Raw genomic sequence first — 23,190 nt, 5'->3', positions numbered from 1 at the left:
AGTACTCGATGCTCGACGGCGCCGCGCGACTGAACGACCTGGTCGCGGAGACCGCAGCGCAGGGCATGCCTGCCGTGGCGGTGACCGACCACGGCAACATGTTCGGTGCGTTCGAGTTCTGGAAGGCCGCCAAGGCCGGGGGCGTCAAGCCGATCATCGGGACCGAGGCCTACATCACCCCTGGGACGCACCGGTCCGACAAGACCCGCGTGCGCTGGGGCGACGGCGGCGGTGACGACGTCTCCGGTGCTGGCTCGTACACACACATGACGATGTTCGCCGAGAACACCACGGGCATGCACAACCTGTTCCGGCTGTCGTCGAAGGCCTCGCTCGAGGGCTACTACTTCAAGCCGCGCATGGACCGCGAGCTCCTCAGCGAGCACCACGAGGGCATCATCGCGACGACGGGCTGCCCGTCGGGCGAGGTCCAGACGCGCCTGCGCCTCGGGCAGTACGACGAGGCGATCAAGGCCGCGGCCGACTTCCGCGACATCTTCGGCAAGGAGAACTACTTCGCCGAGATCATGGACCACGGTCTCGAGATCGAGCGCCGGATCATGGGCGACCTGATCCGTCTGGCGAAGGACCTGGGCCTGCCGCTGGTCGGCACGAACGACCTGCACTACACGCACTCGCATGACGCCAAGTCGCACGCGGCGCTGCTCTGCGTGCAGTCCGGCTCGACGCTCAACGACCCGAACCGCTTCAAGTTCGACGCCGACGAGTTCTACCTCAAGACCCCGCAGCAGATGCGGCACCTGTTCCGCGACAACATCGAGGCCTGCGACAACACGCTGCTCATCGCCGAGCGGTGCGACGTCGAGTTCGACACCTCCGCCAACTACATGCCGAAGTTCCCGGTCCCCGAGGGCGAGACCGAGCACTCGTGGTTCGAGAAAGAGGTGGCGAAGGGCCTGCAGTACCGGTACCCCGGCGGGATCTCGGACGAGGTGCAGGCACGCGCCGACTACGAGGTCGGCATCATCAACCAGATGAACTTCCCGGGGTACTTCCTGGTGGTCGCGGACTTCATCAACTGGTCGAAGGACCACGGCATCCGCGTCGGTCCTGGCCGTGGTTCCGGCGCTGGTTCGATGGTCGCGTACGCCATGCGCATCACCGACCTCGACCCGATCCGACACGGCCTGATCTTCGAGCGGTTCCTCAACCCCGACCGCGTCTCGATGCCCGACTTCGACGTCGACTTCGACGACCGGCGCCGGGGTGAGGCGATCAAGTACGTCACCGAGAAGTACGGCTCGGAGCGCGTGGCGCAGATCGTGACGTACGGCACGATCAAGGCGAAGCAGGCGCTCAAGGACTCGTCGCGCGTGCTGGGCTTCCCCTTCGGCATGGGCGAGAAGCTCACCAAGGCGATGCCGCCGCCCGTCATGGGCAAGGACATCCCGCTCACCGGGATCTTCGACAAGGAGCACCCCCGCTTCAAGGAAGCGGTCGACGTCCGCACCGTGGTCGAGACCGACCCCGAGGCCAAGACGGTGTTCGACACGGCTCTCGGGCTCGAGGGGCTGAAGCGCCAGTGGGGCGTGCACGCGGCCGGCGTCATCATGTCGAGCGACCCGCTGATCGACATCATCCCGATCATGAAGCGGGAGCAGGACGGCCAGATCGTCACGCAGTTCGACTACCCCGCGTCGGAGTCCCTCGGCCTGATCAAGATGGACTTCCTGGGGCTCCGCAACCTCACGATCATCAGTGACGCCCTCGACAACATCAAGAGCAACCGGGGGACCGACCTCGACCTCGAGACCATGGGCCTCGAGGACCCCGAGGCGTACGCGCTCCTGCAGCGCGGCGACACCCTCGGCGTGTTCCAGCTCGACGGCGGCCCGATGCGCGGTCTGCTGCGCCTGATGAAGCCCGACAACTTCGAGGACATCTCCGCGCTCATCGCCCTGTACCGTCCGGGGCCGATGGGGGCGAACTCCCACACCAACTACGCGCTCCGCAAGAACGGCGAGCAGCCGATCACGCCGATCCACCCCGAGCTCGAAGAGCCGCTCAAGGACATCATCGGCACGACCTACGGCCTGATCATCTACCAGGAGCAGGTCATGGCCATCGCGCAGAAGGTCGCGGGCTTCTCCCTCGGCCAGGCGGACATCCTCCGCCGCGCGATGGGCAAGAAGAAGAAGTCCGAGCTGGACAAGCAGTACGCGGGCTTCGAGAAGGGCATGCAGGACAACGGCTACTCGGCCGCTGCCATCAAGACCCTCTGGGACATCCTGCTGCCGTTCTCGGACTACGCGTTCAACAAGGCGCACTCGGCGGCGTACGGCGTGGTGTCGTTCTGGACCGCGTACCTCAAGGCGCACTACCCGGCCGAGTACATGGCCGCGCTGCTGACCAGTGTCGGCGACGCCCGCGACAAGCTCGCGCTGTACCTCAACGAGTGCCGCCGCATGGGCATCCGGGTCATGCCGCCGGACGTGAACGAGTCGATCGGGTTCTTCGCCGCCGTCGGCGACGACATCCGCTTCGGCATGGGCGCCATCCGCAACGTCGGCTTCAACGTCGTCGACGACATCGTCCAGGCCCGCACCGAGAAGGGCGCGTTCGAGTCGTTCCACGACTTCCTGCGCAAGATCCCGATCTCGTCCGCGAACAAGCGCACGGTCGAGTCGCTCATCAAGGCCGGCGCGTTCGACGAGTTCGGCGACAGCCGCCGAGCCCTCGTCGAGATCCACGAGGGTGCGGTCGAGGCAGCCGTCAAGGTCAAGCGTGACGAGGTCCACGGCAACGTCGGGTTCGACTTCGACTCGTTGTTCGCCGAGGTCGCCGAGGAGCAACCCGCCATGGCCGCCGTGTCCCAGGTGCCGGAACGGCCGGAGTGGTCCAAGCGCGACAAGCTGGCGTTCGAGCGGGACATGCTCGGGCTGTACGTGTCCGACCACCCGCTCGCCGGGCTCGAGATCGAGCTCGCGAAGCACCAGTCGATCACCATCGCCGACCTGATCGGCGCCGACGACTCGGTCGAGGGCGAGACGGTCACGGTGGCCGGCCTGCTGACGAGCGTGCAGCACCGGGTGGCCAAGACCAGCGGCAACCCGTACGGCATCGTGCAGATCGAGGACTTCGGCGGCGAGATCGGCGTGATGTTCCTGGGCAAGACCTACCAGGAGTTCGGACCGTCGCTCGTCGCCGACTCGATCGTGGTGCTCCGCGGGCGGGTCAACGTCCGCGACGACGGCAAGGCCCTGCACGCGGTGAGCATGTTCCAGCCGGCCCTCGGCGACGTGATGGGCTCCGGTCCGCTCACGCTGACGCTGCCGGAGCGGCAGGCGACCACCACGACGGTCACCGAGCTGGCTGCCGTCCTCGGTCGCCACACCGGCGACACCGAGGTGCGGCTCCGCCTGCTCAAGGACGACGTCGCCCGCACCTTCGAGCTGCCGTTCCCGGTCAACCTGACTCCCGACCTGTTCGGCGAGCTCAAGAGCCTGCTCGGCCCGCGCTGCCTGGTCTAGCACCGGATGACCGAGCACGCGGCACCGCGCCCCTCGGACGCGGTGCTGCGTGCGTTCGGCGTGGCGAGCGTCCCGCTCGAACGGCTGCCCGGCGGGCAGGGACAGACGTGGCGTGCGGGCCAGGTCGTGTTCCGTCCGCACGGCGACGCCCAGGAGGCCCGGTGGCGGTCCGACACGCTCGCCCGCCTCGAGCACACGGTCGTGTTCCGCACGCCGCGTCCGGTCGCCGCGACGGGCGGCGGCTGGCTCGTCGACGGCTGGGAGGCGTGGGAGTGGCTGCCGGGCGCGACCGACCCCACACGAGTGGACGACGTGATCGCCGCCGGTGCCGCGTTCCACCGGGCACTGGTCGGACTGCCCCGTCCCGGCTTCCTCGACGACGTCGGCGGTCCGTGGGCCGAGGCCGACCGGCTGGTGTGGCACGGTGTGCTGCCGGCCGACCCGACGCTCGACCGTCTGGCGCGGTCGTTCCGTCCCGTCGTGTCACCGTCGCAGCTCATCCACGGGGACCTGCTCGGCAACGTGCTCTTCGTCCACGGGCAGCCGCCGGCCGTCTTCGACTGGGCACCGTACTGGCGCCCAGCGGGACTCGGCGCCGCGATCGCCGCGGTCGACGCCGTCTGCTGGCACGGGGTGTCGATCGAGCGCCTCGAGGCGCTCGGCACGGGTGTCCCCGAGTGGTCGCAGCTGCTGGTCCGGGCGCTGGCCTTCCGCATCGCCACCCTGCACCTGCTGGGGGCGTGGGACCGCGCCCAGGCCGACCACCACCGGCCGGTCGTCGACGCGCTCGTGCAGGGTGCCGCCGGTACGCTGGTCGTCTCATGATGCAGCGAATCGACCTCCGTGGTGGCCTGCCCGCCCGCGCCGAACTCCTCCGTCTCATGCCGCGTGCCGTCGGCGACATCGCGGCCGCCGTGGACGCCGCACGGGTCCTGGTCGACGACGTCAGGTCCCGCGGTGCGGAAGCGTTGCGCGACCAGGCCGAGCGGTTCGACGGGGGAGCACCAGCCGACGTCCGGGTCCCCGCCGCCGAGATCGCCGCGGCCGTGGCGGGCCTGACGCCCGCGCTGCGCGAGGCCCTCGACGAGGCGATCCGCCGGGTCCGCGCCGCCAGTGCCGCGCAGGTCCCCGCAGCGTCGGTGACCACACTCGCCGACGGCGCCGAGGTGCACCAGCGCTGGCAGCCGATGCGCCGCGTCGGCCTGTACGTGCCCGGTGGCAAGGCCGTCTACCCGTCCAGCGTCGTCATGAACGTCGTCGCGGCCCAGGTCGCCGGGGTCCGCTCGATCGCCCTGGTGTCCCCGCCGCAGCGCGACCACGGTGGCGCCGTGCACCCGACGATCCTGGCGGCTGCCGGGCTGCTCGGCGTCGACGAGGTCTACGCGATGGGCGGTGCCGGCGCGGTCGGCGCACTGGCCTACGGCGTGTCGGCGATCGGTCTCGAGCCCGTCGACCTGGTCACCGGCCCGGGCAACAACTACGTCGCCGCGGCGAAGCGCCTGGTGCGCGGCGTGGTGGGCATCGACTCCGAGGCCGGCGCCACCGAGATCCTCGTGATCGCGGACGACACCGCCGACCCGGGGTTCGTGGCCGCCGACCTCGTCAGCCAGGCCGAGCACGACGAACAGGCCGGCAGCGTCCTCGTGACGACGTCCGCGGCGTTCGCCGACGCGGTCGAGGCTGCCATCCCGCAGCGCACGGCCGTGCTGGGGACGGCCACGCGCCTCCAGACCGCACTCGACGGTCCGCAGTCCGCCGTCGTGCTCGTGGACTCGCTCGCCGACGCGGCCACCGTGAGCAACGCGTACGGACCCGAGCACCTCGAGATCCAGACCGCCGACGACGACGCGGTGCTCGCCGACATCGACGCGGCCGGTGCGGTGTTCGTCGGCCCGAGCACGCCGGTCAGCCTGGGCGACTACCTGGCGGGCTCGAACCACGTGCTGCCCACCGGTGGCCAGGCCCGCTTCGGGTCGGGGCTGTCCGCGTCGACGTTCCTGCGCCCGCAGCAGGTCGTCCGCTACACCGGTGCGGCCCTCGCCGAGGTCGCGCCGCACATCGTCGCCCTCGCGACCGAGGAGCAGCTGCCCGCGCACGCGGCAGCCGTGACGGAGCGCGTGAACCGATAGCCTGGGGGAGACATGTTCTGCCCCTTCTGCCGCCACCCGGACTCCCGCGTCGTCGACTCCCGCACCAGCGACGACGGCACGTCGATCCGCCGCCGCCGCCAGTGCCCGAACTGCGGGCGACGGTTCTCGACGACCGAGACCGCCTCGCTCAACGTCGTCAAGCGCAACGGGGTGCTCGAGCCGTTCTCGCGCGAGAAGATCATCTCCGGCGTGCGCAAGGCGTGCCAGGGGCGTCCGGTGACCGACTCGGACCTGGCCGTCCTGGCGCAGCGCGTCGAGGAGATCGTGCGGTCGTCGGGCGCCAGTCAGATCGAGGCGAACGACATCGGCCTGGCCATCCTCGACCCGCTGCGCGAACTCGACGAGGTCGCGTACCTGCGCTACGCCAGCGTCTACCAGGCGTTCGACTCGCTCGAGGACTTCGAGTCCGCGATCGGTCAGCTGCGCGTCGATCACCACGGTGGTGCCGCCGGTCACGCGCCGGCCCCGGCCGCCGAGGCCGGCGCGTGAGCGGCGTCGGGGAGCGACTCGTCCGGAACGGGTACCGCGTCGTGTTCCGGTCCGTGTTCGCGAACATGGACCCCGAGCGCGCGCACCACATCGCTTTCGCGGTCATCCGCTGGTTGCCGCGCGTGCCGTTCCTCGCCAGCACGGTCGAGCGGTACTCCCGACCCGCGGCGGCGGACGGCATCACCACGATGGGCATCCACTTCCCGTCGCGCTTCGGACTGGCTGCCGGCTTCGACAAGGACGCGCACGGCATCGCCGGGCTCGGGTTGCTCGGGTTCGGCCACGTCGAGGTCGGCACGATCACCGCGAAGCCCCAGCCGGGCAACGAGAAGCCCCGCCTGTTCCGGCTGGTCGGCGACCGGGCGCTCATCAACCGCATGGGCTTCAACAACCGCGGAGCCGCCGCTGCCGCGCGGCGGCTCGAGCGTGCTCGCCGGAACCCGGGTCGGCCCGTCATCGGCGTCAACATCGGCAAGAGCCGGGTCGTGGACGTTGCCGACGCGGTCGAGGACTACCTCGAGTCGACCCGGCTGCTCGCGCCGTTCGCCGACTACCTCGCGGTCAACGTGAGTTCACCGAACACGCCCGGGCTGCGTGGTCTGCAGGAACTCGACCAGCTGCGCCCGCTGCTGACCGCCGTGCGGGACGCTGCGGGCAAGACCCCCGTGCTCGTGAAGATCGCGCCAGACCTGGATGACGCGCAGATCGACGCGATCGCCGGGCTCGCCGTGGACCTCGGTCTCGCGGGCGTCATCGCGAACAACACGACCATCGCGCGGACCGGGCTGTCGGCTTCGGCTGAGTCCGTCGCACAGATCGGGGCCGGTGGGCTCTCCGGAGCGCCGATCGCCGAACGCTCGCTCGACGTGCTGCGCCGGGTGCGGGCCGTGGTGCCGGCGGACTTCTGCGTGGTCGCCGTCGGGGGAGTCACCTCCGAGGCCGACGTGCAGGCGCGGCTCGATGCGGGGGCCACCCTCGTGCAGGGCTACACCGCGTTCCTCTACGAGGGCCCCACCTGGGCGACCCGCATCAACCGGTTGCGTCGGCGGCGGTTGCGGCGCGAGGCGCGCGAGTCGCGCTGACGCTGGCCCCGGCCGCGGGTCCTGGCGGGTGTGTGCGATCGGTGCCGGTGCCGGTGCCGGTGCCGGTGCCGGTGCCGGCCTGCCGCCCCAGGTTCCACAGTTCTGGCATCTCGAACCGCGCGACCGGTCGCTTTCCGCACTTCGACGGTGGTCCTGCGGCGAGTTGTGCCACTTCGGCGGCGTGCACGGACCGATGCGGATGATGCCGTCTCGTGATCGACCGGGGCCGAGGATCTGGTCTCGTGAACGACCGGGGCCGAGGGGTCACGACCTGCCGCTTACGTCCGCTGAGGTGTCCCGATCCGTCGGTGTGCGGCGTCGAGGACCGCGAATTCTGGCATCTCGGCGGCGCGCGGGCGGCGCGTTGTGACAATTCGACGGGGCGTCTGGACGGGAGGCGCGGGGCGGACCCGCCTTGCGCCTCCCGTCCGGTGGGGTGGCGGGGCATGGACGCGCCTGCCGGGGGGTCACGACTTGCCGCTCACGTCCGCCGAGGTGTCGCGTTCCGTCGGTGTGCGGCGTCGGGAGCGGCGAATTCTGGCATCTCGGCGCCGTGCGGGCGGCGCGTTGTGACAAGTCGACGGGACGTCTGGACGGGAGGTGCGGCGCGGCCCCGCCACGCGCCTCCCGTCCGGTGGGTGGCGGGGCATGGACGCGCCTGCCGATGGGGCGCGACTTGCCGCTCACGTCCGCCGAGGTGTCCCGATCTGTCGGTGTGAGGCGTCGAAGACCGCGAATTCTGGCATCTCGGCGGCGCAACCCGCCCCGCCCCGCGCACGACGAAGCGCCGCCGACCGAGGGTCGACGGCGCTTCGAGGGGCTGGACTCAGGCTGCGGGGTACTGACCGCGCTTGACCTGGGGCTTCGGCAGGCGGAGGAACCGCAACTGCCACGCCCGCGTCAAGATGTAGAGGAACGTCCCCTTCTGGAACTGGCCGAACTTCGCCGTGAGCTTCTTGCGCAGGATGGCCCAGAGCACCACGCAGTCGAGCAGGAACAGGGCGACGAACGCCCACACGAGCAGCAGTGCGTAGGACGCGGCGGCGGTCTGCGACGCGACGAAGCCGACGATCAGGAAGACCACCAGCACGGGCATCATCACCTCGCCCACGTTCCACCGGGCGTCGATGTAGTCACGCACGAACCGGCGCTGCTCGCCCCGGTCCTTGGCGGGCAGGTAACGCTCTTCGCCGTTGGCCATGCCGACGCGGGCCTTCTCGCGCTCGGAGTTCAGCCGTGCGCGGGCGGCCTTCTTGTCGACCGGCGTGTTGCCGACGAGGGGGCGGCGGTTGGCGGCTTCGCGCTCGCGACGGGACGGCGTGGGACGGCCCTTGCCCTGGTCGGGCAGCCCCTGTTCGAGCAGTTCCTCTTCCGAGGGGTTGACTGTCGTGTTGGTCTTGGGTGCTGCCTTGGCCACGATGATTCCTGCTGTCGGTGAGCGGTGCGCCGAGGAACGCCCCGGTGCTGGTTCTCCTCTAGATTACCGGGCATGACCGACACCCAACAGTCCGCGCCCGCGACCGACCCCGCGCTCCTCGACGCCCTCCGCGAACAGGTGCAGGGCGACCTGCCCACCACGATCGCCGACCTGTCGGCGCTGGTGCGGATCCCGTCGGTGTCGTGGTCGGCGTTCGACCCGGCGCACGTCCGGCGCAACGCCGAGGCCGTCGCGGAGCTCGCGCGGGGCACGGGCGTGTTCGACGAGGTCCGCATCGTCCGGAGCGCCGTCGACGGTGACACCCCGGACGGCGCGTCCGACGCGACCGGCACCGACCACGACGGCGTCGAGCTGGGGCAACCGGCGGTCCTGGCGGTGCGCCCGGCCCGGAACGGCAAGCCGACGGTGATGCTCTACGCCCACCACGACGTCCAGCCCCAGGGCGACGACGCCCTGTGGGAGACCCCGCCGTTCGAGCCGACGCTCCGTGGGGACCGCCTGTACGGCCGCGGTGCCTCCGACGACAAGGCGGGGGTGATGACCCACATCGCTGCGCTCCGCGCGCTGCACGCCCGGTTCGGCGACGACCTCGACCTCGGCATCGTGCTCTTCGTCGAGGGCGAGGAGGAGTTCGGTTCCCGCTCCTTCCGCACGTTCCTCCGCGAGCAGAAGGAGCACCTCGCCGCCGACGTGATCGTGGTCGCCGACAGCGACAACTGGTCGACCGAGGTCCCGGCGATCACCGTGTCGCTGCGCGGGAACGTCACGTTCAAGCTCACCCTGACGACGCTCGAGCACGCCAGCCACAGCGGCATGTACGGCGGCGCCGCCCCGGACGCGATGCTCGCGATGGTGCGGCTCCTGTCCTCGCTGCACGACGACCAGGGCTCGGTCGCCGTCGACGGTCTGACCGCGTACGACGCCCCCGTCCCCGCACGCTCCGAGGACGAGTTCGCCACCGACGCGGCCCTGGTCCCCGGGGTCAAGCCGGTCGGAACCGGCGACGTGCTGTCGCGCATGTGGTTCCAGCCGGCGATCACGGTCACGGGCATGGACGTGCCGAGCGTCGCGAACGCCTCGAACACGCTGCTGCCCTCGGTGTCCGCGCGGGTGTCGGTGCGGGTCGCGCCGGGCCAGCCCGCGACCGAGGCGTACGCCGCCGTCGAGCGCCACGTGCACGCGCACACGCCGTTCGGTGCGCGCGTCGAGATCAGCGAGCCGGACGCCGGCGACGGCTTCCTGGTGGACACCAGCGGATGGGCCGTGCGCGAGGCCCGCACGGCGATGACCGAGGGCTGGGGCGCCGCGCCGGTCGAACAGGGCATCGGCGGCTCGATCCCCTTCGTGTCCGACCTGGCCGCCGAGTTCCCGGACGCACAGATCCTGGTCACGGGTGTCGAGGACCCCGACACGCGGGCGCACAGCCCGAACGAGTCGCAGCACCTCGGCGTGCTGCACCGCGCGATCGCGAGCGAGACGGTCCTCTTGGCCCGGCTGGCGACGCGCGGCTGACGCGCGCAGGGACGGACGGGAGGCCCGGGTCGACTCCGCCGCGGGCCTCCCGTCCGACTCGTGCCCAGTCCCGCGCCGGCACCGCTTCTCCACAGGGCGGCGCCACATGGTGCGGACCGTCGGGGGCGGTGCTTACAATCGGGGGAGGCGCGGTGATCTGCACCGCCCGGAGGGAGACGCGCGATGAGCGACACCATCACGAGCGAAGCCACCGCGATCGACACGACCGCCACGGACGACACGGCCACGCACGGCGTGCAGCTCAGTGGCGCCGCCGCGGGCAAGGTCGCCAGCCTCCTCGAGCAAGAGGGACGCGACGACCTGCGTCTGCGCCTCGCCGTCCAGCCCGGCGGCTGCTCGGGTCTGATCTACCAGCTGTACTTCGACGAGCGACTGCTCGACGGTGACACGACTGCCGCGTTCGACGGTGTCGAGGTGGTCGTCGACAAGATGAGCGTGCCCTACCTCGACGGCGCCACGATCGACTTCGAGGACACGATCCAGAAGCAGGGCTTCACCATCGACAACCCGAACGCCCAGGGCAGCTGCGCGTGCGGTGACAGCTTCCACTGATCCCACCGCGATCTGCGGACCAACGCGGACGGGGAGTGACCGACAGGTCGCTCCCCGTCCGCGTTTCGCGTTCGATCGTCCACCGACCGCACCGAGTCCGAGGTGACCAGGGAAAAGGGCTCCAGCACCTGCGCCGATCGCGCCCCCAGGTGTGTCGCGTGTGCACTGAGCGTCACCGGCTGCGAGTAGGCTAGGAGTGTCCCACCCAAGCTGGGAGCCAGCCATGGAACACCTCGGTGGTCCGCCGTCGGTCTCCGACGAGCTGAGCCCGCAGCTTCAGTCTTTCCGAGAGGTAACAGTGCGTTCGAATCGCCGTATACGTTGGGCGGCCGTCCCGGTGGCCGTCGGTCTGGTCATCGCACTGGCGGGCTGCTCGCAGCAGCAGCTCAACGGGTGGCTGCCCGGTACCGAGGAGACGAAGGACGTCACCAACCACACGAGCCGCGTCGTCGGCCTGTGGACCACCAGCTGGATCGTTCTGCTGGCCGTCGGTCTCATCGTCTGGGGCCTGATCATCTGGGCCGCGATCGTGTACCGCCGCCGGAAGGGCCAGACCGGCCTCCCCGTGCAGATGCGCTACAACATGCCGCTCGAGATCTTCTACACGATCGTGCCGCTCATCCTGGTGCTGGGCTTCTTCGCCTTCACCGCGAAGGACCAGGCCGCCATCGAGAAGCCGTTCGCGCAGCCCGACACCACGGTGCACGTCTACGGCAAGCGCTGGGCGTGGGACTTCAACTACATCGACCAGAACAACCCCTCCGAGAGCGTCTACTACCAGGGCATCCAGGCCCAGGAAGAAGAGAACGGCAACGGGGCGATCGACGAGTCGCAGCTGCCGACGCTGTACCTGCCGGTCGGCAAGAAGGTCAAAATCGAGCTGGACTCGCGCGACGTGGACCACTCCTTCTGGGTCATCGACTTCCTCTACAAGAAGGACATGCTCCCCGGCAAGACGAACTACGAGTACTTCATCCCGCAGAAGGAAGGCACCTACCAGGGCAAGTGCGCCGAGCTCTGCGGCGAGTACCACTCCCTGATGCTCTTCCAGGTCAAGGTCGTGTCGCCCGCCAAGTACCAGGCGTACCTCGACACCCTCAAGGACCAGGGCAAGGTGGGCCTGCTCGGCAACGAGTACAACACCAACACGAACCAGCCTGACAACAAGGCGCCCGTCACGGCGTCGGACGACAAGTAGGGGCTCGCCAGATGACAACGTCATTCGTCGGCCAACCGACAGCGACCGCGACGCCGGACTTCCAGGCGTCCAAGGTCGGTCGGAAGGGCAACATCATCGTCCGGTGGATCACCTCCACGGACCACAAGACCATCGGGTACATGTACCTGATCACGTCGTTCCTGTACTTCCTGCTCGCGGGCGTCATGGCACTCGTGATCCGTGCGCAGCTCTTCGAGCCCGGCCTGCAGGTCGTCGCGACGAAGGAGCAGTACAACCAGCTGTTCACGATGCACGGCACGATCATGCTGCTGCTCTTCGCGACGCCGCTGTTCTCGGGCTTCGCGAACGCGATCATGCCGCTGCAGATCGGTGCGCCCGACGTCGCCTTCCCGCGACTGAACGGCTTCGCGTTCTGGCTCTACTTCTTCGGCGCGCTGATCGCCGTCGGTGGCTTCCTCACCCCGCAGGGTGCGGCGTCGTTCGGGTGGTTCGCGTACGCGCCACTCAGTGACACGACGTTCACACCAGGGCTCGGCGGCACGTTGTGGGTGTTCGGCCTCGGCCTCACCGGCTTCTCGACGATCCTCGGCGCGGTGAACTTCATCACGACGATCATCACGATGCGTGCCCCCGGCATGACCATGTTCCGCATGTCGATCTTCACGTGGAACACCCTCGTGACGTCGCTGCTCGTGCTCATGGCGTTCCCCGTGCTCGCCGCCGCGCTGTTCGGCCTCGGCCTCGACCGCGTGTTCGACGCGCAGATCTTCAACCCGGCGAACGGCGGAGCGCTGCTCTGGCAGCACCTCTTCTGGTTCTTCGGGCACCCAGAGGTCTACATCATCGCGCTGCCGTTCTTCGGCATCGTCTCCGAGGTCTTCCCGGTCTTCAGCCGCAAGCCGATCTTCGGGTACAAGACCCTGGTCTACGCGACCATCTCCATCGCGGCCCTGTCGGTCACGGTGTGGGCGCACCACATGTACGTCACCGGTTCGGTGCTGCTGCCGTGGTTCTCGCTCATGACGATGCTCATCGCGGTCCCGACCGGCGTGAAGATCTTCAACTGGGTCGGCACGATGTGGCGCGGTTCGGTCACCTTCGAGACCCCGATCCTGTGGGCCATCGGCTTCCTGATCACCTTCACCTTCGGTGGTCTGACCGGCGTCATCCTGGCGTCGCCGCCGCTCGACTTCCACGTGTCCGACTCGTACTTCGTCGTGGCGCACTTCCACTACGTGGTCTTCGGCACCGTCGTGTTCGCGATGTTCTCCGGCTTCTACTTCTGGTGGCCGAAGTGGACCGGACGCATGCTCAACGAGCGTCTCGGCAAGATCCACTTCTGGCTGCTGTTCATCGGCTTCCACACGACGTTCCTGATCCAGCACTGGCTGGGCGTCATCGGCATGCCGCGTCGCTACGCGACCTACCTGCCGAACGACGGGTTCACGTGGATGAACCAGCTGTCGACCATCGGCGCGATGATCCTCGGCATCTCGTTCCTGCCGTTCATCTTCAACGTCTACGTCACCGCACGGAACGCGCCGAAGGTCGCCGTGAACGACCCGTGGGGCTACGGCCGCTCGCTCGAATGGGCGACCTCCTGCCCGCCGCCGCGGCACAACTTCACGTCGATCCCGCGCATCCGTTCCGAGTCCCCGGCCTTCGACCTGAACCACCCCGAGGCCGGAGTGCCGGTCGGTGTGGGTCCTGCGAAGGACGCCCCGGATGCCCCGACCTACGACGCCGCGAAGGGCGAGGTGAAGTAAGGCGATGCGCGCCAACGTCAACCTGTTCTGGATCCTCTTCGGGTTCTTCATCCTCGCGGACGCCGCCTACACGATCTGGGCGATCCTCTACTACGGCAAGCCCGAGCCCGTTGGCACGGTCGGCATCGGTCTCGTCGGCATCATGTCCGCGTTCATCGCCTTCTACCTCGGGCGGGTGCTCTCCGCCCAGGGCGGTGACCTGCCCGAGGACCGGCAGGACGCCAACATCGAGGACGGCGACGCCGAGCTCGGGCACTTCAGCCCGTGGTCGTGGTGGCCGATCCTGCTGGCCGGCGCCACGGCGTTGACCTTCCTCGGTGTCGCAGCCGGTCTGTGGATCGTCCCGTTCGGGCTCGCCTTCGTGGCGATCACCCTGGTCGGCTGGGTCTTCGAGTACTACCGCGGCAACTTCGGGCACTGACCCGCACCTGACGCACTTCGGGCGGCACCACTTCCGGTGCCGCCCGAACTGCGTCCAGACGACGTCCCCGACCGGGCGAGCACGCCGGACGACCCCGTCCGTCGACATCGCCCTCCGGGGGAATCAACCGGTCCGCGCCCGGCTTGTGCCACACGGACCCCCACAACCTCGCGAAAGGAGTCACCTCAGGTGACCGACAAGCGCACCCTCATCATCTTCGGCGCAACGGGCGACCTCGCCTCCCGCCTGCTCCTGCCGGGCCTCGGCACGTTCCTGCAGAGCGGCCGGGCCGTCCCCGTCCAGCTGATCGGGACCGGGCGCAGTGAGCGTTCCCCCGAGCAGTGGAAGGACGTCGTCACGAAGTCCTTCGCGACGCAGGACGTCAAGGGCCCTGAGGTCGACGCGACCCTGGAGTCGACGGCGTTCATCCAGGGCGACCCGACCGACCCGAAGCACCTGGAGGCGCTCCTCGACGCGGCCGACAACGAGCCGATCCTGTACTTCGCGCTGCCGCCGCAGATCGCGTCCGACATCTGCGAGGCGCTGCAGGAGGTCGAGCTCCCCGAGGGCACGACCCTGGCGTTCGAGAAGCCGTTCGGCACCGACGTCGCGAGCGCGAAGGCCCTCAACGAGACGGTGCTCAAGCTGGTCCCCGAGGACCGCGTCCACCGCACCGACCACTTCCTCGGTCGCACCACGGTGCTCAACATCATCGGTCTGCGCTTCGCGAACCGCCTGTTCGAGCCCATCTGGAACGCCGAGAACATCGAGAAGGTCGACATCTTCTACGACGAGACCCTGGGTCTCGAGAACCGCGCCCAGTACTACGACGAGGCCGGCGCGATGGTCGACATGATCCAGTCGCACCTGCTGCAGATCCTCGGCATCGTGACGATGGACGCTCCCGCGGAGATCGACGCCGTCGAGTTCCGTTCGTCCCTGGCCCGCGCGCTCCGGTCGACCCAGCTCAAGGGCGACGACCCCAAGGTCGCGTCGCGTCGTGCCGTCTACACGGCCGGCACGATCGACGGCAAGGACCTGCCGTCGTACCAGGACGAGGACGGCGTCGACAAGTCGCGCGAGACCGAGACCCTCGCCGAGATCTCGGTCGAGGTCGACACCGCGCGCTGGAAGGGCGTCCCCTTCACGCTGCGATCGGGCAAGGCACTCGGCGCGAGCCGCAAGGAAGTCCTCATCACCTTCAAGCCCGTCACGCGCCTGCCCTCCGGGCTGAGCGGTCGGCCCAAGGCGGACACGCTGCGCATCGTGCTGAACCCCGACGAGATCGAGCTCACCGTGTCGGCGAACGGCGGTGGCAACCCCTTCGAGATGGGGCAGGTCACGCTGTCGTCCTCGTTCAGCGACGGCGAGCTGACGCCCTACGGCGAGGTCCTGAACGGCATCTTCCACGACGACCCGCTGCTGTCGATCCGTGGCGACGTCGCGGAGCGCTGCTGGGAGATCGTCGAGCCGGTCGTCGCCGCCTGGAAGGCCGACGAGGTCCCGCTCGAGGAGTACCGCGCCGGTTCGCGCGGTCCCGCAGACTGGGAGTCGTCGTCCTGACGAACTGACCACGACACGGACGGGAGGCCCGGTGCCAGCTGGCACCGGGCCTCCCGTCCGTCTGCGGTGGGGGACCGCCCGCGGTGACGGGTCAGGCGGGCGTGCCGGCCTGCTCGCCCTCGCCGGTCACGGACCGGGTGGAGCCGTCACGCTGCGACACCCGGGTGCGGTGGCCGGCCGCCTTGCCTCGAGCTCGGTTGATCGCGTCCGACGCGGACACCAGGGTCAGGTGCGACAGTGCCTGCGGGGTGTTGCCGATGTGGTGCCCGGTGGCGACGTCGATCTCCTCGGAGAGCATGCCGACGTCGTTGGCAGCACCGACGAGCACGTCCATGAGCCGTTCCGCGTCCTCGATGCGCCCCGAGGCCGCGTACTGTTCGACGAGCCAGAACGAGCAGGCCAGGAACGGGTGCTCGGTGCCGCGCAGGCCGTCGAACCCCGACGAGGTGCGGTACCGCAGGATCAGGCCGTCGTCGCCGACACGGAGGTCGTGCTCGATCGCAGCGACCGTGCCGAGCATGCGTGGGTCGTCCGCCTTGCAGTAGCCGATCTGGGGGAGGACGAGCAGGCTGGCGTCGACCTCGTCGGTGTCGTAGTGCTGGCGGAAGGCGCCGCGCTCGGCGTTCCACCCGTGCTCGTCGATCTCCGCGCGCACGGCGTCACGGAGCTGGCGCCATCGGTCGACCGGGCCCTCGAGTCCGAACTCCTCGACCGCGGCGACACCGCGGTCGAACGCCGCCCAGATCATCGCGCGCGAGTGCGTGAAGCTGCGTCGAGGCCCGCGCATCTCCCAGATGCCGTTGTCCGGTTCCTTCCAGTGCTGCTCGACGTAGCCGAGCAGGGCGCGCTGCAGGGCCCACGAGTCCGCGTTCTCCTCGAGCCCCAGCTCGCGCGCGTCGTGCAGGGCCGCCAGGACCTCGCCGAACACGTCGCCCTGGTACTGCGTGTAGGCGCCGTTGCCGATCCGGACCGGCTTGGACCCGAGGTAGCCGGGCAGTTCGTCGAGCTCGCGTTCGGTGAGCTCTCGCTCGCCGGCGATGCCGTACATGATCTGGACGTCGGCCGGGTCGCCAGCGATCGCGCGCAGCAGCCAGCGGCGCCAGTGCTTGGCCTCGTCCTGGTACCCGTGTGCGATCAGCGAGGCCAGGGCGAGCGACGCGTCACGGAGCCAGACGTACCGGTAGTCCCAGTTCCGCTCGCCACCCGGGTCCTCGGGCAGGCTCGTGGTCACCGCCGCGACCACCCCACCCGTCTCAGCATGCGTCATCGCCCGCAGGAACAGCAGCGATTGCCGGGTCGCGTCGGCGTACGGCCCCTCCACCTGGGTCTTGCCGCTCCAGTCGTGCCACCAGTCGATGGTCCGGGTGAGCGCCTGGTCCACGTCGAGCGGCTCCGGCGGCTCGCGGTGCGACGGGTACCAGGTGAGCACGGTGTCGATGACGTCGCCGTCGTGCACGGTCGCGTCGGCGACGTGCCGGTGGTCGTCCGCGTGGAAGCGGGAGCCCCGCACCAGGACGGAGTCGGGACCGGCCGTGGCGAGCAGGGCGGGACCGTCGTCGTCGCCGACCTGTCGGACCCAGGGCAGGGCCCGGGCGTAGTCGAACCGGATGCGCAGCGTCTGGCGCAGGTCGACCGATCCACGCAGACCGCGGACCCGGCGGACGATGCTGGCACGGTGCGCGTCGATGGGCATGAACTCCGTGACCTCGACGACGCCGGTCGCGGTGGTCCAGACGGTGCGCAGGACCAGGGAGTCCGGGACGTAGTGGCGTTCGGCACGTGCGTCTGCGTCGGTCGGACGGAGGGTCCAGTGACCGTCGTGCTCGTCACCCAGGAGTGCCGCGAACGTCGACGGACTGTCGAAGCGCGGCAGGCACGCCCAGTCGATGGTGCCGGCGCGGTCGACGAGCGCCGCCGAGTAGCAGTCGCCGATGATCGCGTGGTCTTCGATTCGCTGGGGCATGCACCGATCGAACCACCGACCGCCGATGTTCCACCGGCTGCCGGAGGGATCGGCTGAAGGTCGGCTCAGGGTACGGAGCGTCAGCTGTCGGGCTGGTCGCCGAGGTCGGCGAGCCCGATCCGGCCGAGTTCGGTCCACAGGCCGGCACCGTCCGGGGCGTAGACCCACGGCGCGCTGGAGTCCCGCGATCGCTCCTGGGCGCGCGACCGACCACCGGCGAGCACTGCTTCACTCGTGGACAGCTGCCGGATCGCCACGCCGGCGACGTTGCCGGGGTGCTCGCGGACGAAGTCGCCGTACAGGGTCTCGTCGTGCTGCCCGTCGTCGCCGACCAGCAGCCACTGCACGTCGGGGAAGTCGCGTGCCAGGCGCCGGAGGTTCTCGTGCTTGTGCATCTGCCCGCTGCGGAAGAACCGGTCGTGGGTGGGGCCCCAGTCGGTCAGCAGGAGCGTGCCGGACGGGTACATGTTGCGCGTCAGGAAGCGCTGCAGCGTCGGCGCGACGTTCCACGCCCCGGTGGACAGGTAGACGGTCGGGGCGCCGGGGTGCTGCGCGAGGACGCGCTCGTACAGGACGGACATGCCCGGCACCGGGCGGCGGGCGTGCTCGGTGACGACGAAGGAGTTCCACGCGGCGAGCAGGGGCCGGGGGAGCGCGGTCACCATGACGGTGTCGTCGATGTCGGACAGCAGCCCGAAGCGGGTGTCGGGGTGGACGATGAAGACCTCGGCCTCGACGTCACGCTGCCCGCCCGCGGACAGCCGGACGGTGTGCCACCCGGGCTCGAGGTCGATCGGCACGATCGTGTCGACGACGCCGCCCCGGTCGGACTGCACGGTGTGCGAGGTCCCGCCCGCGGTGACCGTCACCTCGGCATGGTCGACCGCGACGCTCGTGAAGGACTTCCACCCGCGGACGCCCTCGTAGGACACGTCGGACGCCAGGCCGCGCCGCGTGAGGAGCACCCGGCACAGCACGCGGATCCACCCCGGCGCGCCGTACCCGGTGTAGGGGATGACGGTCGGGACCTGTCCGCGGCGGCGTGCACGCTGTTCACGGAACTCCTGCACGGCGTCCTCGATGCGGGCGGCTCGGTGCAGGATGGGCTCGGCCAGCGACGGTTCGTGGGACGTCGGGTCGGGCATCGGGCCATCATCCCACGGTGCGGACGCCGGTTGTCCACGATCCGGTGTCGACACTCGACGAATCGCAGCGATGTTCCAGCCGGGCTCTGGGAGAGTTGCCCCGTCACACAATCAGTCCGCGCTCGCTGCGAGAAGGAGAACACGTGCTCGTCACCGAGGTTTCGAACGCACTGCCGGGGGGATCATCACTGCTCAGGAACGAGCCGGTCCAAGCCCGCAGTTCGGCACGCCTCGCCGGACTCCTCGACGCGGCAGCGGCCGTCATCGACGAGATCGGGTTCGAGCGGCTCACGACCGCCATGGTCGCCGAGCGCGCCGGGGCATCCATCGGCACGGTCTACCGGTACTTCCCGGACCGCATCGCCGTGGTCGAGGCCCTCGCGATCCGCAGCACGCAGCGTCTGGCGGCCCGCTTCGTCGAGGCGCTCGAGACCAGCGGGGCGACGACCTGGCAGGAAGCCTGCGACGCCCTCATCGACATGACGAGCGAGATGTACCGGACCGAGCCGGGGTTCCGCGCGATCCGGTTCGGTGACCCGGCCGACTCGGGCGTCGGTGACGACGACGACCGCATGGCGGCGCTCGGCGGCACCGTCGGCACGATCCTGCGGGAACGGTTCGGCATGCCCGACAACGAAGCGGTCTCGCGTGCGTGGGTGGTCCTGGCCGAGTCGTCCCACGCGCTGCTCGCCCGTGCGCACCGCGACCGCGAGCACCCGGACACCGCGCTCATCGAGGCCTACCGCACGATGAGCCGGGGCTACCTCGAGAAGGTCGTCGCAGCCTCCTGACGTGTTCCGGGCGGGTCTCCCGCTGTCCGCGACACGTCACGATTCGACACGCGGTGCAACCACTGTCGGTCCTGACGGGTACTCTCACTCGGAGTCGGGCTACCTCCCACCAGAAGGGCACCCACCCATGATCGAATTCCGCTCGGTGCGCAAGACGTACCCGGACGGCACCAACGCCGTCGAGCGGTTCGACCTCGTCATCCCATCCCGCACCACGACGGTCTTCGTCGGGTCCAGCGGCTGTGGCAAGACGACGTTGCTCCGCATGATCAACCGGATGGTCGACCCCTCGTCGGGCTCGGTCTCCATCGACGGCAAGGACGTCGCCGACGGTGACCCCGTCAAGCTGCGCCGCAGCATCGGCTACGTGATGCAGAGCTCGGGGCTGCTGCCGCACCGCAAGGTCGTGGACAACATCGCCACGGTCCCGTTGCTGACGGGTGTGTCGAAGTCCGAGGCCCGGTCGCGGGCCCTCGAACTGATGGACACCGTCGGTCTCGACCGGGCGTTCGCGGACCGGTACCCGTCGCAGCTGTCCGGCGGGCAGCAGCAGCGCGTCGGCGTCGCGCGCGGCCTGGCCGTCGACCCGAACGTCCTGCTGATGGACGAACCCTTCGGTGCCGTCGACCCGCTGGTCCGCAACGACCTGCAGGACGAGCTCATCCGGCTGCAGCGCGAGCTCGGCAAGACGGTCGTGTTCGTCACGCACGACATCGACGAGGCCTTCAAGCTCGGCGACCAGGTCGTCATCCTCAAGAAGGGCGGCGAGATCGCCCAGCTCGGCACGCCGGCGGAGATCCTCTCCGAACCGGCTGACGACTTCGTCGCGAACTTCATCGGTGCGGGCCGGGGCCGTCGTGCCCTGCGCATCGAGCAGACCCCCACCGGTCCGATCGTCGTCGACGGCGACGGTCGTGCTGCCGGAGTCCTGACCGGTCCCGTGGCGGTGGTGGACGCCGCGGCAGCAGTGCAGGGTGCCCCGTCCGCCACGACTGAGGCTGTTGCGTCCCACGACGCAGCGGGTGCTCCGGCGCAGGGTGGGAGCACCGAGTGAACTGGGTGCTGGCGAACGTCGACACGATCTGGGACGACGTCGTCGCACACCTGGTGATCGCGATCCCGCCGATCGTCATCAGCTTCCTGCTGTCGATCCCGATCGGGTGGCTCGTCGTCCGGCTCCGTCGCGCCGGCGGTCGGCGAGTCACTCGCGGCGTCGGCGGCGGCATCGTCACGGTCGCGGGTCTGCTCTACGCGATCCCCTCGCTCCCGCTGTTCATCGCGCTGCCGAGCATCCTGGGCACCGGTCTGCAGGACCCCGTCAACGTCGTCATCGGCCTGACGCTCTACGGCCTGGCGCTGATGGTGCGGTCGACCGTCGACGGCCTCGAGTCGATCGACGGCCCGACGGTCTCGGCCGCCACGGCGATGGGCTACTCGGGAGCGCAGCGGTTCTTCCGCGTCGATCTCCCGCTCGCCGGCCCGGTGCTGTTGGCGGGGCTGCGCGTCGTCGCGGTGTCGACCATCTCGCTCACGACCGTCGGTGCCGTGCTCGGCATCCAGAGCCTCGGCTCGCTGTTCACCGACGGCATCGGTCGCGGCATCACCGAGGAGATCGTGACCGGCATCGTGATGGTCCTGGTCCTGGCGTTCGCGCTCGACGGACTGCTCGTGCTGCTCGGTCGGCTCGTGATGCCCTGGACCCGGAAGTCCACTGTGTCCAAGCGTCAGGCGCGCCGGGTGCTGCAGGCTGCAGAGGTGACCTCGTGATCATCGGACAGGCCTTCGCGTGGGTGTTCGACCCCGCCAACTACGGCGGCTACAACGCCATCCCGACGCGGCTGTGGGAACACATCTGGATCTCGCTGCTCGCGGTGGTCATCGCGTCGCTGATCGCCGTGCCGCTCGGCTGGCTGATCGGGCACACCGGGCGTGCCCGTGGTGTCGCGATCGCGCTGTCCGGGGGCATCCGCGCCCTGCCGACACTCGGCGTCCTGACCCTGTTCGGCCTGCTGCTCGGCGTGGGGCTGCAGGCGCCGCTGCTGGCGCTCGTGATCCTCGCGATCCCGTCGGTGCTGGCCGGTGCCTACTCGGGCATCGAGTCCGTCGACCCGGTGACCGTGGACGCAGCCCGGGCGCAGGGCATGACCGGGTGGCAGATCCTGGCCAAGGTCGAGGTCCCGCTCGGCCTGCCGCTGCTGATCGGTGGCATCCGAGCCGCCGTGCTGCAGGTCGTGGCCACCGCCACCCTCGCCGCGTACGTCGGGGCCGGCGGCCTCGGTGGCTACGTCTTCCTGGGGCTCAAGACCCAGGACTACGCCGAGATGCTCGGCGCCTCTGTCCTCGTGATCGCACTCGCGATCGCGTTCGAGATCGTCTTCTCCCTGCTCCAGCGAGCGGTGGTGCCCGCGGGCGTCTCCGGTCGCACCGCGGGGGGACGCCAGGGATCGCGCGAGCGAGCCCGCAATCCCATCCCGGAAGGAAATCCCTCGTGATCACAGCACCCAAGATCCGCGCAGGCATCGCCGTTGCGCTGGCCGCGGGCGTCGTCGCCGCGTTGTCGGGCTGCGCGTCCAGCAACCCGCTCGACAGCGGTTCCAGCGCCTCGTCCGACTCGAAGACGATCGTCGTCGGCTCACAGCAGTACTACTCGAACGAGATCATCGCCGAGCTCTACTCCCAGGTCCTCGAGAAGGACGGCTTCAGCGTGAAGCGCAACTTCAACATCGGCCAGCGCGAGGTCTACCTCCCGCAGCTGCAGAAGGGCGCCATCGACGTCATGCCCGAGTACAGCGGCAACCTGCTGCAGTACTACGACAAGAACTCGACCGCGAAGACCGCGTCGGAGATCTCCGCCGGCCTCAAGGACGCACTGCCGAAGGGCCTCCGGGCACTCGACGCGGCCGAGGCCACGGACCAGGACAGCTACACCGTGACCAAGGAGTTCTCCGAGAAGAACGACGTCACGAGCCTGTCCGACCTGTCGAAGGTCAGCGACAAGCTGACCGTCGGCGCGAACTCCGAGTTCCAGACCCGACCGTACGGTCCCGAGGGCCTGAAGTCCGAGTACGGCGTCGACGTCGGCTTCACGGCCATCGAGGACTCCGGCGGGGCCCTGACCGTGAAGGCGCTCAAGGACGGCACCGTCCAGCTCGCCGACATCTACAGCGCGGACCCGAGCATCAAGGCGAACGACTTCGTGTCCCTCAAGGACCCGAAGAACCTCATCCTGCCGCAGAACGTCACGCCCGTCGTGTCGAGCAAGGTCAGCGACAAGGCCGCTGCCGACATCGACAAGGTCAGCAAGGTCCTGACGACCGACGCGCTCATCGAGCTCAACTCGAAGAGCACCGCGGACAAGGAGAAGGCGTCCACCATCGCCAAGGAGTTCCTGACCGACAAGGGTCTGCTGTAAGGACCGCGACCCGGTAGTACAACGACAGGTGTCGGGCGAACGCCCGGCACCTGTCGTTGTTCGTGGAGCACAGGATTTCCGCACGGTTGTGCCGTGCAGGCAGGTTGCACGTTCGTGCACGAGCGGCTTCTACAACTTGTAGGAGCAGGTCTCCACTCGGTACCGTTGCAGTGTCCCGAGGACGCGACGAGAACGAAGTGCCCCTCCTACAGGA

19 protein-coding genes are annotated in these 23,190 nt (G+C 69.5%); 16 read left to right on the top strand and 3 right to left on the bottom strand.

Annotated features, from left to right (window positions below; all coding sequences use genetic code 11):
• Nucleotides 1–8 precede the first annotated feature (8 nt).
• From dnaE to ASG04_RS13950, 5 genes are read left to right on the top strand one after another with little or no spacing between them, the layout of a single operon-like run.
• Entirely contained in the window at nucleotides 9–3,491 is a 3,483-nt protein-coding gene (gene dnaE, locus ASG04_RS13970) for a DNA polymerase III subunit alpha (protein WP_056125844.1), read from the top strand.
• Between the two features lie 6 nt (nucleotides 3,492–3,497).
• Nucleotides 3,498–4,316 carry a hypothetical protein gene (locus tag ASG04_RS13965; RefSeq protein WP_056125436.1) on the top strand — a complete coding sequence of 273 codons (819 nt, stop codon included), beginning with the start codon at nucleotides 3,498–3,500 and terminating at the stop codon, nucleotides 4,314–4,316.
• Entirely contained in the window at nucleotides 4,313–5,620 is a 1,308-nt protein-coding gene (hisD, locus tag ASG04_RS13960; RefSeq protein ID WP_056125434.1) for a histidinol dehydrogenase, read from the top strand. The genes ASG04_RS13965 and hisD overlap by 4 nt, the downstream gene beginning before the upstream one ends.
• 12 nt (nucleotides 5,621–5,632) lie before the next feature.
• Nucleotides 5,633–6,130, top strand: coding sequence for a transcriptional regulator NrdR (gene nrdR, locus ASG04_RS13955; RefSeq protein WP_056125432.1), 498 nt, complete (start codon nucleotides 5,633–5,635; stop codon nucleotides 6,128–6,130).
• Complete coding sequence (locus ASG04_RS13950) at nucleotides 6,127–7,212, top strand: quinone-dependent dihydroorotate dehydrogenase (RefSeq protein WP_082518151.1); 1,086 nt, start codon at nucleotides 6,127–6,129, stop codon at nucleotides 7,210–7,212. Before nrdR ends, ASG04_RS13950 begins: the two co-directional genes overlap by 4 nt.
• A gap of 826 nt (nucleotides 7,213–8,038) precedes the next feature.
• On the opposite strand, the gene ASG04_RS13945 is transcribed toward ASG04_RS13950, so the two are convergent.
• The gene (locus tag ASG04_RS13945) at nucleotides 8,039–8,629 is read right to left on the bottom strand and encodes a DUF3043 domain-containing protein (RefSeq protein WP_082518149.1); all 591 of its coding nucleotides are present in this window, start codon (nucleotides 8,627–8,629) and stop codon (nucleotides 8,039–8,041) included.
• Between the two features lie 72 nt (nucleotides 8,630–8,701).
• Between ASG04_RS13945 and ASG04_RS13940 the strand changes: the two genes are divergently transcribed.
• From ASG04_RS13940 to ASG04_RS13915, 6 genes are all read left to right on the top strand, one after another.
• Nucleotides 8,702–10,162 carry a dipeptidase gene (locus ASG04_RS13940; protein ID WP_056125429.1) on the top strand — a complete coding sequence of 487 codons (1,461 nt, stop codon included), beginning with the start codon at nucleotides 8,702–8,704 and terminating at the stop codon, nucleotides 10,160–10,162.
• 183 nt (nucleotides 10,163–10,345) lie between these two features.
• Entirely contained in the window at nucleotides 10,346–10,735 is a 390-nt protein-coding gene (locus tag ASG04_RS13935; protein WP_056125427.1) for a HesB/IscA family protein, read from the top strand.
• 298 nt (nucleotides 10,736–11,033) lie between these two features.
• Nucleotides 11,034–11,933 carry a cytochrome c oxidase subunit II gene (gene coxB, locus ASG04_RS13930; protein ID WP_056125425.1) on the top strand — a complete coding sequence of 300 codons (900 nt, stop codon included), beginning with the start codon at nucleotides 11,034–11,036 and terminating at the stop codon, nucleotides 11,931–11,933.
• An 11-nt stretch (nucleotides 11,934–11,944) separates the two neighbouring features.
• The gene (gene ctaD / locus ASG04_RS13925; RefSeq protein ID WP_056125424.1) at nucleotides 11,945–13,681 is read left to right on the top strand and encodes a cytochrome c oxidase subunit I; all 1,737 of its coding nucleotides are present in this window, start codon (nucleotides 11,945–11,947) and stop codon (nucleotides 13,679–13,681) included.
• A gap of 4 nt (nucleotides 13,682–13,685) precedes the next feature.
• Nucleotides 13,686–14,102, top strand: a complete 417-nt coding sequence (locus ASG04_RS13920) for a cytochrome c oxidase subunit 4 (RefSeq protein WP_056125422.1) — start codon at nucleotides 13,686–13,688, stop codon at nucleotides 14,100–14,102.
• A gap of 189 nt (nucleotides 14,103–14,291) precedes the next feature.
• On the top strand, nucleotides 14,292–15,665 hold the full coding sequence (locus ASG04_RS13915; protein WP_056125420.1) for a glucose-6-phosphate dehydrogenase: 1,374 nt from the start codon (nucleotides 14,292–14,294) through the stop codon (nucleotides 15,663–15,665).
• Nucleotides 15,666–15,756: 91 nt separating this feature from the next.
• Here ASG04_RS13915 and ASG04_RS13910 read toward each other — a convergent pair whose 3' ends face one another.
• On the bottom strand, nucleotides 15,757–17,655 hold the full coding sequence (locus ASG04_RS13910) for a glycoside hydrolase family 15 protein (protein WP_268750905.1): 1,899 nt from the start codon (nucleotides 17,653–17,655) through the stop codon (nucleotides 15,757–15,759).
• A 53-nt stretch (nucleotides 17,656–17,708) separates the two neighbouring features.
• The gene (locus ASG04_RS13905) at nucleotides 17,709–18,773 is read right to left on the bottom strand and encodes an App1 family protein (protein WP_056125417.1); all 1,065 of its coding nucleotides are present in this window, start codon (nucleotides 18,771–18,773) and stop codon (nucleotides 17,709–17,711) included.
• Between the two features lie 143 nt (nucleotides 18,774–18,916).
• Between ASG04_RS13905 and ASG04_RS13900 the strand changes: the two genes are divergently transcribed.
• The 5 genes from ASG04_RS13900 (at nucleotide 18,917) to ASG04_RS13880 (ending at nucleotide 22,976) form a co-directional block, all read left to right on the top strand.
• On the top strand, nucleotides 18,917–19,564 hold the full coding sequence (locus ASG04_RS13900) for a TetR/AcrR family transcriptional regulator (RefSeq protein WP_056125415.1): 648 nt from the start codon (nucleotides 18,917–18,919) through the stop codon (nucleotides 19,562–19,564).
• A 127-nt stretch (nucleotides 19,565–19,691) separates the two neighbouring features.
• On the top strand, nucleotides 19,692–20,618 hold the full coding sequence (locus tag ASG04_RS13895) for an ABC transporter ATP-binding protein (RefSeq protein WP_056125413.1): 927 nt from the start codon (nucleotides 19,692–19,694) through the stop codon (nucleotides 20,616–20,618).
• Nucleotides 20,615–21,331 (top strand): ABC transporter permease, encoded by a 717-nt coding sequence (locus ASG04_RS13890; protein WP_056125411.1) that lies wholly within the window; start codon nucleotides 20,615–20,617, stop codon nucleotides 21,329–21,331. Before ASG04_RS13895 ends, ASG04_RS13890 begins: the two co-directional genes overlap by 4 nt.
• The gene (locus ASG04_RS13885) at nucleotides 21,328–22,056 is read left to right on the top strand and encodes an ABC transporter permease (protein ID WP_056125408.1); all 729 of its coding nucleotides are present in this window, start codon (nucleotides 21,328–21,330) and stop codon (nucleotides 22,054–22,056) included. The genes ASG04_RS13890 and ASG04_RS13885 overlap by 4 nt, the downstream gene beginning before the upstream one ends.
• A complete protein-coding gene (locus ASG04_RS13880) occupies nucleotides 22,053–22,976 on the top strand; it encodes an ABC transporter substrate-binding protein (protein ID WP_056125407.1) in 924 nt (307 codons plus the stop codon). Before ASG04_RS13885 ends, ASG04_RS13880 begins: the two co-directional genes overlap by 4 nt.
• Nucleotides 22,977–23,190: the final 214 nt, after the last annotated feature.

This window comes from Curtobacterium sp. Leaf183 (genome assembly GCF_001424385.1).
Taxonomy (GTDB): Bacteria; Actinomycetota; Actinomycetes; order Actinomycetales; family Microbacteriaceae; genus Curtobacterium.
Note: the sequence above shows the minus strand (reverse complement) of the source record. Positions and strands in the feature narration are given on the sequence as shown.

Bases quoted from the DNA above. Each gene is read 5' to 3' on its own strand.
- dnaE (WP_056125844.1), top strand. From the start codon at position 9: ATGCTCGACGGCGCCGCGCGACTGAACGACCTGGTCGCGGAGACCGCA.
- ASG04_RS13965 (WP_056125436.1), top strand. From the start codon at position 3,498: ATGACCGAGCACGCGGCACCGCGCCCCTCGGACGCGGTGCTGCGTGCG.
- hisD (WP_056125434.1), top strand. From the start codon at position 4,313: ATGATGCAGCGAATCGACCTCCGTGGTGGCCTGCCCGCCCGCGCCGAA.
- nrdR (WP_056125432.1), top strand. From the start codon at position 5,633: ATGTTCTGCCCCTTCTGCCGCCACCCGGACTCCCGCGTCGTCGACTCC.
- ASG04_RS13940 (WP_056125429.1), top strand. From the start codon at position 8,702: ATGACCGACACCCAACAGTCCGCGCCCGCGACCGACCCCGCGCTCCTC.
- ASG04_RS13935 (WP_056125427.1), top strand. From the start codon at position 10,346: ATGAGCGACACCATCACGAGCGAAGCCACCGCGATCGACACGACCGCC.
- ctaD (WP_056125424.1), top strand. From the start codon at position 11,945: ATGACAACGTCATTCGTCGGCCAACCGACAGCGACCGCGACGCCGGAC.
- ASG04_RS13920 (WP_056125422.1), top strand. From the start codon at position 13,686: ATGCGCGCCAACGTCAACCTGTTCTGGATCCTCTTCGGGTTCTTCATC.
- ASG04_RS13905 (WP_056125417.1), bottom strand. From the start codon at position 18,773: ATGCCCGACCCGACGTCCCACGAACCGTCGCTGGCCGAGCCCATCCTG.
- ASG04_RS13895 (WP_056125413.1), top strand. From the start codon at position 19,692: ATGATCGAATTCCGCTCGGTGCGCAAGACGTACCCGGACGGCACCAAC.